Annotated in this window: 5 protein-coding genes and 1 pseudogene; 2 read left to right on the top strand and 4 right to left on the bottom strand. The window is 70.2% G+C overall.

Annotation, left to right across the window (positions count from 1 at the left end; all coding sequences use genetic code 11):
- Positions 1-1,932 (bottom strand): sensor domain-containing diguanylate cyclase (locus AB0M20_RS10215; RefSeq protein WP_364296525.1); only part of this gene is annotated, 1,932 nt, incomplete at its 3' end.
- 203 nt (positions 1,933-2,135) lie between these two features.
- Between AB0M20_RS10215 and AB0M20_RS10210 the strand changes: the two genes are divergently transcribed.
- Together AB0M20_RS10210 and AB0M20_RS10205 are read left to right on the top strand one after the other, a co-directional pair.
- Positions 2,136-5,345 (top strand): GH92 family glycosyl hydrolase, encoded by a 3,210-nt coding sequence (locus AB0M20_RS10210; protein ID WP_364296523.1) that lies wholly within the window; start codon positions 2,136-2,138, stop codon positions 5,343-5,345.
- Between the two features lie 7 nt (positions 5,346-5,352).
- Entirely contained in the window at positions 5,353-6,222 is an 870-nt protein-coding gene (locus tag AB0M20_RS10205; protein WP_364296521.1) for an arylamine N-acetyltransferase, read from the top strand.
- On the opposite strand, the gene AB0M20_RS10200 is transcribed toward AB0M20_RS10205, so the two are convergent.
- The 3 genes and pseudogenes from AB0M20_RS10200 to AB0M20_RS10190 all read right to left on the bottom strand — a co-directional run.
- Positions 6,180-6,551 carry a VOC family protein gene (locus AB0M20_RS10200; RefSeq protein ID WP_364296519.1) on the bottom strand — a complete coding sequence of 124 codons (372 nt, stop codon included), beginning with the start codon at positions 6,549-6,551 and terminating at the stop codon, positions 6,180-6,182. The two genes, AB0M20_RS10205 and AB0M20_RS10200, sit on opposite strands and share 43 nt — an antisense overlap.
- Before the next feature lie 61 nt (positions 6,552-6,612).
- Positions 6,613-10,787: pseudogene (locus tag AB0M20_RS10195) on the bottom strand (GH92 family glycosyl hydrolase).
- Positions 10,788-10,969: 182 nt separating this feature from the next.
- Positions 10,970-11,459: response regulator transcription factor (locus AB0M20_RS10190; protein WP_364296517.1), on the bottom strand; the 490-nt coding region annotated here is incomplete at its 5' end.

Here is an 11,459-nt window from a genome sequence, read left to right as displayed (position 1 = left end):
ATAATGAGAGTATAATGTTGGTATAACGTTAGTATAATGATGCTTTTTTTCATTATATTTTTTATGTACGCCGCCGTCGGCCAGGTCGGCGAGCAGCCCGGCCGAGGACAGGCCGATGGATGCCTGCACGTGGATGTCGCGGGTGTCGATCCGGAACGGCTCGTGCAGGTTGTCCACGATCCGCTGGGCGACGATCTCGGCGTCGGGAGCGCCCAGCGGCGCGGCGATCAGCACCGCGAACTCGTCGCCGCCGAAGCGGGCCACCACGTCGCCCTCGCGCACCGCGGCTCGCAGCCGGTCGGCCACCTGCACCAGGAGCTGGTCGCCGGCCAGGTGCCCGAGGCTGTCGTTGACCTCCTTGAACCCGTCCAGGTCGAGGAACAGCACGGTGACGTCGTCATCGCCGGTGAGCGAGCCGAGCGCGTCGCCGACCCGTTCGCGGAACAGCGCGCGGTTCGCCAGCTGGGTGAGCGCGTCGTGGTACGCCTCGTGCACCAGTTGCTCCTGCAGCTCCTTGCGCTCGCTGATGTCACGGGTGTTCAGCACCAGGCCGCCGACGCTGGGGTCGCCGAGCAGGTTGGTGATGGTCATCTCAGCCTGGCGCACGCGGCGGTCGCGGTGCCGCACGGTCAGTTCCAGGACGGTTGTCGCGTACGGGCGGCCGGCCACCGAGCGCAGCCCCTGGGCCAGCCGGACCGCCGACTCTCGGTCGATCAGGTTCGTCAGGCGGCGGCCGGTGAGCACGTGCGCGGGATAGCCGAAGACCTTCTGCACCGACTCGCTCTGGTAGAGCACGTCGGCCTCGGGGCTGACCACGGTGACCACGTCGGAGCTGTGCTGCACGAGCGCGAGGAAGCGCTGCTCGCTGGCGTAGAGCTCGGCGGTGCGGTCGGCCACCCGGGTCTCGAGGTTGCGGGTGAGGCTGCGGTTCTCCAGCAAGGTGAGCAGCTGCCGACCGACGATCAGCAGGATCAGCGCCGAGCGGGTGTACGCGACGAACGCGTCGGAGTGCCCGGTGCGTGCGAACCACACCACGCTGGTGGCCAGGGCGGCGAGCACGGCCAGGTACGGCAGCAGGACGCCCACCGGCTGGTCGGTCTGCTCCTTTTCGGCCGGGGAAGGGCCGGGCACATCCGTGGCCGGGGGCTTGCGGGCGGCCAGCAGGATCAGCGAGAAGCCGGCGAACCAGCCGACGTCGGTGATGCCGCCGGAGGCGTACGCGCCGATCAGGTTCAGGTACGCGTACCCGATGTCGGAAACCGCGAAGGCCGCGATGCCGGCGCCGACCAGCGCCAGCCGGGCGAAGTCCTGGGTGCGCGAGCGCTGCAGGGCGAGCATGTAGACGACGATGGTGAGGATCACGACGTCGCCGAGCGGATAGGCGAGCGAGATGTAGAGGGCCAGGGCGCTGTCCCCGCCGGCCAGCAGCAGCGGCTCGACGATGATGATCCAGGCCATCAGCAGCAGCGACGAGGCGACCATCATGCCGTCCAGCACGCTGCGGGCGCGGTTGGCCAGGGCCTGCGCGGTGCTCGGCAGGATCAGCAGGCCGATCGGGGTGAGCAGGACCATGCCGAGGTAGCCGATGTCGGCCTGCGACGGGACCGGCACCTCGTCACCGAGGTACGACTCGAGGTAGACCCATTCGCCCTGGCCGAAACCCCAGGCCAGCACGCCGAGGCCGATCAGCGCCCAGCCCCAGCGCCGCCGCCCGCGATAGCCGGTGGCCCGGCGCAGACAGGCGACGGCGGCGAAGAACGCGCCGGCGCACAGCCCGACGTTGGACACGGTCTGGCCGAGCGCTTCCCCGCCGATGCCGAGGCCGAGCACTCCGGCGAACCCGGCGACCACGACGGCGACCAGCACGCACACGTTGCGCCAGCGGCGCCGGGCGCCTTGCCCGAGGTCGCCGGGCACGGTGGTGACAGCCATCAGAGATTCACTCCGCCGCACGAGGGACCACCCCGGTTGGGCGGCCCGTACGGGAGACATCGGGTGCTGCGGCCCGGCCTTGAGTGGTTCCGCCGTCAGAGCAGGGAAGGGCCGGGGTGCAAACGGGTTACGCATTGACTTTCGTCAGTGCGTGGTGACAACGTTGTCAGGCGAAGATGACGTTGTTCACCGGAGGTTTGCCGATGTTGCGCCGCCTGATCGTGGCCGCCGCCCTGCTGGTGCCCTTCGCGCACGCGAGCCCCGCGGCCGCCGCGGACGAGCCGGCGCCGATCGACCTCGTGCATCCGTTCGTGGGCACGCAGAATTTCGGGAACACGTTCCCGGGCGCCGCCGCGCCGTTCGGCATGGTGCAGGTCAGCCCGGACACGGGCGGCCAGGGCGGCTACGACTACACGCAGAACGCGATCTACGGCTTCAGCCAGACGCATCTCTCCGGGGTGGGTTGCGGGGTGGCCGGCGAGCTGCCGATCATGCCGACCACCGGCGCGGTGACCAGCACCGACCACAACGCGTACAAGTCCGGGTTCACGCACGACGACGAGGACGCCGAGCCGGGGTATTACCGCGTCGGGCTGTCCCGCTACGACGTCGACGCCGAGCTCACCGCCACCGCGCGCACCGGCTGGCAGCGGTACACCTTCCCGGCCACCGACGCCGCGAACGTCCTGTTCAACACCGGCAAGGCGAATCAGAACGTGTTCGGCTCGGAGATCCACGTGGTCGGCGACCGGACCATCGAGGGCCGCGTGAACGCCGGCACCTTCTGCGCCGGCAAGGACGACCACACCGTTTACTTCACCGCCGGCTTCGACCGGCCGTTCGCCGCCTTCGGGGTCTGGCGCGATGCGACAATGGTTGAAGGTAGCCGGGATGCGGCAGGGCCGGGCGGTAACGGCGCGTACGTCACGTTCGACGCCTCCGCCGACCGGGACGTCGTGGTCAAGGTCGGGCTCTCGTACACCGGGCTCGAGGGTGCGCGGAAGAACCTGGCCGCGGAGACCGCGGACGGCTACGACTTCGACAAGGTCCGGGCCGCGCTGCGCGCACGGTGGGTGGACGAGCTGGACCGGATCAAGATCGACGGGGGTACGAGCGACCGCCGGGCCGCCTTCTACACCGCCCTCTACCACTCCCTGCTGCACCCGAACCTGGCCGGTGACGTGGACGGCGCCTACGTCGGCTTCGACCGTGAGGTGCACCGGGCCGAGGGCTACATGCCGTACCAGAACTTCTCGCTGTGGGACACCTACCGCCCGCAGAACCAGCTGCTCGAGCTGATCGCCCCGGACGTCGCGCGGGACGTGGCGCTGTCGGTGGTCGCGATCGGGCGGGACGGCGGCTGGCTGCCGCGGTGGGCGCTGGCGAACAGCGAGACCAACATCATGACCGGCGATCCGGTCACCCCGTTCCTGGTCGAGGCCTGGTCGAAGGGACTGCTGGCCGGGCACGAGCAGGAGGCGTACGAGCTGCTTCGCCGGAACGCGCTGGAACAGCCGCCGGCCGGCTCTCCGTACAACGGGCGGACCGGCGTCGACCACTACGCCGACCGCGGCTACATCCCGTCCGGGCTCAAACTCGGCACCGACTGCGTCGACAAGGGCGGCGACAACGACTGCGACCACCCGGCCTCGGCGACACTCGAGTACTCGGCCGCCGACGCCTCGCTCGCGCTGATGGCCCGTGGCCTCGGCAGGTCCGAGGACGCCGCCCTCTTCGCCGAGCGGGGCCAGTGGTTCCGGAACCTGTGGGACAAGGGCACCGAGACGTTCCGCCCGCGGACCGTCGACGGCACCTGGCTCACCCCGTACGACCCGGTCGCGGCGGCCGAGCAGTTCCACGAGGGCGGCTCGTACCAGTACCAGTGGCTGGTGCCGCAGGACCCGTCCGGGCTGGTCCAGCTGATGGGCGGCCGGGCCCGGACCGAGCAGCGCCTCGACGACTTCTTCGTCTACGACAAGCTGCTCACCGATCCGGCCCGCACCGCGCGGGAGGACTGGATCGCCGCGCCGTACGACTACTACGCCAAGCCCACGTACAACCCGAACAACGAGCCCGACCTGCTCGCGCCGTACATGTATCACTGGGCCGGCGCCCCGGCGAAGGCCGCCACCGTCGTCCGCGCGCAGATGACGCTGTTCACCCTCGGCCCGGACGGCATGACCGGCAACGACGACCTCGGCACGATGAGCGCCTGGTACGTGTTCTCCTCGCTCGGCCTCTACCCGACGATGAGCGGCGCAAATTTCCTGGCCCTGTCGAGCCCGCAGTTCCCCGGCGCCACGGTCCGCACGGGTGACGGAACCCTGCGGATCACCGCCCCGGGCGTGACGGACGAGAAGCGGTACATCCAGAGTGTCCGGCTGGACGGGAAGGCGCAGACGAAGAACTGGGTCACGTGGGCGTCCGTCGCGGACGGCGGCACGATCGCGCACACCGTCGGCGACCGGCCCTCGGGCTGGGGCACCGGCAAGGCCGCCGAGCCGCCGTCGGTGAACAAGGCGCCCCAGGACGCGCGACGGCACGTCGACGCCGCCCTGCGACCGTCGACCGTCGCGATGCCGGCCGGTGGCACGACGGTGTTCTCGGTGGACGTGGTGGCCCAGGCGCCGGGCACGATCACGCCGGCGATCACGGCCACGGGGCCGGCCGGATGGACAGTCGCCGTAAAGCCGCGGCAGCGCACGCTGACGTCCAACCATCTGCCGGTCTCGCTGACCGGCACGGTAACGGTGACCGCGCCGGCCGGGACGGCGAACGGGACGTATCCGATCGACGTGACCGTGACGGGAGCGAACACCGTGACCAAGACCGCGACGGTGACCGTGAAACCGGCCCTGACCTGCTCGACCGCCGTCACCGGCGGCTGCGCGATCGACCTCGAGCCGACCCGCGACGGCACCGCGACCGTCGCGCGGCCGGACGAGGGCAACTTCGACGGCGGCGGCTGGAGCTACGACGGCGACCTGCTGCCCGCGGCCGGGCCGGTCACCTGGAACGGGACGACCTACCTGGCGCCGGACCCGACCGGCACGGCGAAGAACTTCCGGCCCGCGGCCGGGCAGTCGCTGCTGCTGCCGGAGGGTTCGTACTCCTCGGCGTCGTTCGTGGTGACCTCGTACAACGGCCCGGTGAGCGGGGCGGTCACCATCGGGTACACCGACGGGACGTCGGAGGAGCGTTCGATCACGGTCGGCGACTGGTGCAACGCGGCCGCCCCGGGCACGTCGGTGCTGCTGTCGATGCCGCACCGCATCAAGGCCGGCCAGGGCACGGACGGCCCGGCGACCAACCTCTTCGGCCTGAACCTGCGCCTGGCCGAGGGCAAGCAGCTGCGCTCGCTGACCCTCCCGAACGACGAACGGATCAACTTCTACGCCCTGACGCTCTCATAATGGCCGGGTGACCGTCGACGTCCCCGCATACCTGCGACGGCTCGGGCTCTCTGCGCAGAGCCCGAGCGTGGAGGCCCTGCACGCGCTGCACCGGGCGCACGCCGAGCGCGTGCCGTACGAATGTCTGTGGATCTGGCTCGGCCAGCGGCGCACCGTCGAGCCGGCCGAGTCGGTGGCGTTCGTGCTGCGCGGGCGCGGCGGCTACTGCTATCACCTCAACGGCGCATTCTCGGAGCTGCTGCGGGCGCTCGGCTATTCCGTCACGCGGCACGTCGGGGGAGTGCAGGGCAGCGCCGAGCTACCGGCCGGCGTCACCGCCAACCACCTGGTGCTCACCGTGTCGGGGCTGCCGTCCGAGGCGTCGCCCGAGGGCCGCTGGTTCGTCGACCTCGGTCTCGGCGACGCGCTGCACGAGCCGCTGCCGCTGGTGCCCGGCGAGTACGAGCAGGGCCCGTTCCGCTACCGGCTGCGCCCGTCGGAGGTCGAGCCGGGCGGCTGGCGGTTCGACCACGACGCCCGGGGCTCGTTCCTCGGCATGGACTTCCGCGCTTCGCCTGCCGAGATGTCCGCCTTCGCCGATCAGCACAAGTTTCTGTCGACGTCTCCCGACTCGGGCTTCGTGCGGGTCGCCACCGTGCAGCGGCGGGACGCGACCGGCGTCGACTCGCTGCGCGGGCTCGTCCTGACCCGGGTCGGGGACGCCGACACCCGCACCGTGCTGGAGGACCGGCGCGACTACTTCACCGCGCTGGCCGACGTCTTCGGACTCACCCTCGACGACGTGCCGCCGGCCGGCCGGGACGCGTTCTGGGAACGGCTGGCCGCCTCCCACGCTCAGTTCTTGAGCAGGCAGAACTCGTTGCCCTCGGGGTCTTGAAGCACCGTCCACTCCGGAAGGTCGGCGAACACCATCGCGCCCAGACCGATCAGGCGGTCCAGCTCCGCGTCGAAATCCTCAGCGCGCAGGTCCAGATGCAGGCGGTTCTTGACCGTCTTGGCCTCCGGCACCAGAACGAAGAAGAAACGCGGCCCGTCACCGGCCGGCTCGACGAGGACCGAGGGGTCGTTCTCGGGGTCGCCGCCGATGCGGGCGAGCTCCTCCTCGGTGTACGGCGCGACCGCGTAGTCGTCCAGCACGGCGGCCCAGAAACGGGCCACCGACGCCGGATGCGAGCAGTCCACCACGATGTCCCGGATCGCTGCCATCCGACCACAGTAATCGAGGGCCGTGCCGGCCCGGCACGGCCCCCGCTCACTCACCGGTGCGTCAGAGCTTGGCGCACTGGCCCTGCACCTGGCCGGCGACCCGGTTGGGCAGGCCGTTGTCGTCGGGCGCCGGGTCGTTGCCGGAGCAGGACAGGCTGCCGGTGATCCGGCTGGCCGAGACGACCGTGGCGGTGTGGTTGCGGCGCAACGTCACCGAGCCGCGGACGACCGAATTCTCCAGCCCCACGGGACCCGAGTCGACCGCCTTCACCGCGCCGGTCACCGTCGTGTTCAGCAGCGACACCGTCGCGGCCTCGGTGGCCGTCACGTCTCCCCGCACGGTGGCGCCGTTGGCGTAGAGCGAGGCGCCCTTCTTGACGGTGATGGAGCCGGTGACCGTGGCGCCCGACGTCAGGCATGTGGTGCCGGACTTCACCGTGAAGCCGCCGACCACCTTGTCGCCGATCGTCGTGGTGCAGGCCGCGGCGGGCTGCCCGAGCAGCTCGACCTCGGCGAGCGCCGCGGTCCCGGCGGTGACCGCGACCCGGTAGTGCGCGTACCGGCCGGGGTGCGCGATCTTGAACGGCCGGGTCTGCAGCCGCCAGTCGAAACTCTGACCGGTCCGCTCGTCCAGCGTCGTCCACGTGGTCCCGTCGTAGGAACCCTCGAGCTTCCACGCCGACGGGTCGCCGGCCGTCGCGCTCGACGTGAGGGTGTAGAACGTCGGCTGCTCGCCGCCGCCGGCGAACTGGTACCGGAATCGGTTGTCCGCCAGCGGCGCCCGGGTGGCGGTCGTGTCGTCGACCAACGCCGGCTCGGACGCCGTGCCCTTGCCCGGACCGGTGAGGTCGCGCAGCGGCGTCGCCACCTTGTCGCCGGAGGTCAGCGACGGCGGCGGCGAGTCGGCCCCCCACGTCGAGGGCGAGGAGCCCATCTCGAAGTCGAGCGTCGCGCCGGTGGCCAGCAGGTCATGTGGCAGCGACGTCGACGTGTAGGACGAACCGTTGACCGTCAGCGACTGGACGTAGACGTTCGTCGCACTGTTGCCGGGGGCGTTGACGACGATCTTCTTGCCGTTCTCCAGGTTCACCGTGGCCTTGGTGAACAGCGGCGACCCGATCGCGTACTGCGGGCTGCCCATCTGCAGGGGGTAGAACCCGAGCGCGCCGAAGATCTGCCAGGCGCTCATCTCGCCGTTGTCCTCGTCGCCCGGGTAGCCCTGGCCGATCTCGCTGCCCAGGTAGAGCCGGGACAGCGCCTCGCGGACCAGTGCCTGCGTCTTGTGCGGCTGCCCGGCGTAGTCGTACATGTAGATGATGTGGTGCGACGGCTGGTTGCTGTGGCCGTACTGGCCCATTCGGACGTCGCGCGCCTCGAGCATCTCGTGGATCACGCCGCCGTAGGAACCCGGGAAGGTCGCCGTCTCCGGGGTGGCGAAGAACGTGTCCAGCTTCTTAGCCAGCCCGTCCTTGCCGCCGTACAGGTTGGCCAGGCCCTGGCCGTCCTGCGGCACGTGGAACGCCATGTTCCAGCCGTTGGTCTCGGTGTAGTCGTAACCCCAGACCCGCGGGTCGTACTCGTTCGGGCCGAGGCGGAAGCCGCCCGCCGAGTTGCGGCCCTGGAAGAAGCCGACCGCCGGGTCGAACATGTTGACGTAGTTCAGCGCCCGGTTGCGGAAGTACTCCGCCTCCTCGTCGTGGCCCAGCTTCGCCGCCATGGTGGCGATGCCGAAGTCGTTGATGTAGCCGTCCATCGCCCAGGACATCGCCTCGCCGGTCACGTCGTACGGCGTGTAGCCCTTGAAGATGGACGTGGCCATGCCCTTGCGCCCGACGTTGTCGTTGGGCGGCGTCACGGTGGCGTTGCGCAGTGCGGCCCGGTAGGCCGCCTCTTCGTCGAAGTCGATGCCCTTCTGGTACGCGTCGGAGAACGCCACGTCGGAGCTGGTGCCGACCATCAGGTTGGCGTAGCCGGGCGCCGACCACCGGGAGATCCAACCGCCGTCCTTGTACTGCTGGACGAACCCGTCGACCATCTCGCCGGCCTGCGCCGGGGTCAGCAACGAGTACGCCGGCCAGGTCGTGCGGTAGGTGTCCCAGAAGCCGTTGTTCACGTACACCTTGCCGTCCTTGATCGGTGCCCCGGTTTCGGTCGGCGTGCTCGGCGGGCTGGTGACGGCGGACTGCACCGTGTGCTTGTAGACGGGGCTGTCGTTCGAGCCGGTGTTCTCGTAGGCCGAGTTCGGGTAGAGGAACAGCCGGTACAGGTTGGAGTAGAGCGTGGTGAGCTGGTCCTCGGACGCGCCCTCCACCTCGATGGTCGTCAGCTTCTTGTCCCACAGCGCACGGGCCGCCGCGCCCACCGACGCGACGGTGGCGTCCTCGGCCAGCTCCAGGGCCAGGTTGCGCTCGGCCTGGTCGACGCTGATCAGCGAGGTGGCGATGCGCATCGACACCGTCTTGTCGGTCGTCGTGTCGAACTTCAGGTATCCGGTGGACGGCCGGTTGCCGGCGGGCAGCAGGCCGCTCGCGGTCACCGGCGCGTCGACCGTGCCGTACACGAACATCCGGGTCCAGCCGGCCGACAGGCCTCCGCTGTTCACGTCGGTCCAGCCGGAGAAGGACCGGTTCGCCGCGTCGATGGTCAGCCCGGACCGATCGTCCACATTGTCCAGGATCACGTTGGAGCTGTCGCCGGTGAAGGTGAACTGGAACAGCGCCGCGTGGTCGGTCGGCGCGAACTCGGTCTTCATCCCGTTGTCGAAGGTGACGCCGTAGTGGTACGGCTTGGCCACCTCGTTCTCGTGGCCGAAGGCGAGCGCCCGGGCGGCCCGGTTCGCGTCCGGCGTGCCGGCCGCGGCCGACGGCATCACCTGGAAGGTCTGCCGGTCACCCATCCACGGGCTGGGCTCGTGGCTGGCCGAGAACGCCTCGATGGTGGTGCGGTTGGCCGCGTTGTTGTCGCGGTGCCACTCGTACAGCCAGCTGGTGGTGCCGGCGTTGGTCACCGGGGTCCAGAAGTTGAAGCCGTGCGGGACCGCGGTGGCCGGGAAGTTGTTGCCGCGGCTGAACGAGCCGGACGAGTTGGTGCCCCGTCGGGTGTCCGCCCAGTCGCTCAGATGTTCCTTCGGGGCGGCCGGCTCGACGTTCGACAGCGCGAGGTCGTCGAACCAGGCGCGGAACTGCGTCGGCCCGGACGGCTTGTCGTAGCCGACCAGGATCCGGTCGATGGTCTTGCCCTCGGCCACCGCGCCGATCCGGGAGATCCGCTTGTTCCACTGCGAGGTGTAGAGCGTCTTGCCCGCGCCCTGCGCGGCCGGGCTGACCACCGTGCCGTGCTGGTCGACGGCGTGCAGGTCGGACAGGTAGGTGCCGTCGGTGAAGGCGAGGTCGACCGCCGTGTACGTCGCCGGGTTGCTGAGGTCGTCGCGGTTGAACTCGGGGAAGACCAGGTAGGACAGCTCGGTCTGCGCGGTCACCTCGACGTCGACGTCGAAGACCTTGTTGTACGAGTATGCGCGCCCCTGCGCGGTGTGCCGCCCCGCGATCTGGAACGCCTTCAGCCCGGTGTAGCCCACGCCCGCCTTCGCGGTGGGCGAACTCGCGGGCCCGGCGCCGATCCGGCTCTGCATGTCGCTGCCCGGCGGCGTCGTGGTCGAGTCGTCGGCGAGCTCCCAGCCGGCGAGCTGCGTCAGGTTCCCGGAGGGTGCCCGGTGATGTTCAGCCGGTAGATCTTGAACGAGCCGGGGTCGGCGATCTCGTACGTCTTGGTCTGGAACCGTTCGGCGAAGCTCTCCCCGGTCCGGCTGTCCACCGTGGTCCAGCTCGACCCGTCGGCCGACCCCTGCACGTTCCAGTCCCGCGGGTCACGCTCCGGCGCGTCGTTGGCCGAGGTCATCGTGTAGCGGATCGCGGTGGCGGCCTCGTCCAGTGTGTACTGCGCCCACGACGTCGGCGTGTCCACCAGCCACTTCGTCTCGGGGTCGCCGTCGTTGAGGTTGCGCACGCCCTCGTTGGAGTTCGGCTGCGCGTTCGCCTGGATGTCGATCACCCGGTCGCGCAGGCTGCCGGGGATGCCGACGACGACGTTGCCGTCCACGCCGCTCTTGCGAGGCTGCCCGTCCGGGCCGGTGTCGACCGTGTCGGCCCAGGCCGGCTGCGGATCGCCGGCCTCGAAGGACGACGCGAAGGACTCTTCGGCTGCTCGTGCCGGGCTCCCGACGGCCATGGAGGCCATCAGAGCAAGGGACACCATCGCGGCGCCCCGGCGTGGCCGGTGCATGCGGTCTCCTCATTTAATAGGGCCTTCAGTCCTGCCAAGGGTGGTGGCGGGGCTGTGGATGGCGGGCGGGCGTACCACATCCTGACCGTCACAACCATCGATGCACAAGATTCTGCAGCCACGGATTGACATCGATGTCAGTCGCGTCCCACCAGTCCGTCCTCGTAGGCGACGATGACCAGCTGCACCCGGTCGCGGACACCGAGCTTGGCGATCGCCCGCGTGATGTGCGTCTTCGCGGTCAGCGGGCTGATCACCAGCTCACCGGCGATGTCCTCGTTCGACAGACCGGTGGCGACCAGCCGCACCACCTCGCGCTCCCGGGCGGTCAACGCGGCCAGCCGGTCGCCGCCGGCCACCGGCGCGGCGGGTGGCCGATGCGCGAACCGGGTCACCACCCTGCGGGTCACGCTGGGCGAGAGCAGGGCGTCACCGGCCGCCACGACGCGGACGGCGCGGCGGAGACCGTCGGGGTCGACCTCCTTGGTCAGGAAGCCGCTCGCGCCGGCGGCCAGCGCGGCGAACACGTACTCGTCGGTCTCGAAGGTGGTCAGGATGATCACCCGGCAGTCGCGGAGGCCGTCGTCCGCGACGATCCGCCGGGTCGCCTCGATGCCGTCCAGGCCC

Source organism: Actinoplanes sp. NPDC051633 (genome assembly GCF_040681735.1).
Taxonomy (GTDB): domain Bacteria; phylum Actinomycetota; class Actinomycetes; order Mycobacteriales; family Micromonosporaceae; genus Actinoplanes.
The sequence above is the reverse complement of the archived record's forward strand: the minus strand, read 5'-3'. Positions and strand labels throughout refer to the sequence as shown.

Coding starts and splice junctions, on each gene's coding strand:
- AB0M20_RS10200 (WP_364296519.1), bottom strand. CDS start 6,551: ATGGCAGCGATCCGGGACATCGTGGTGGACTGCTCGCATCCGGCGTCG.
- AB0M20_RS10210 (WP_364296523.1), top strand. CDS start 2,136: ATGTTGCGCCGCCTGATCGTGGCCGCCGCCCTGCTGGTGCCCTTCGCG.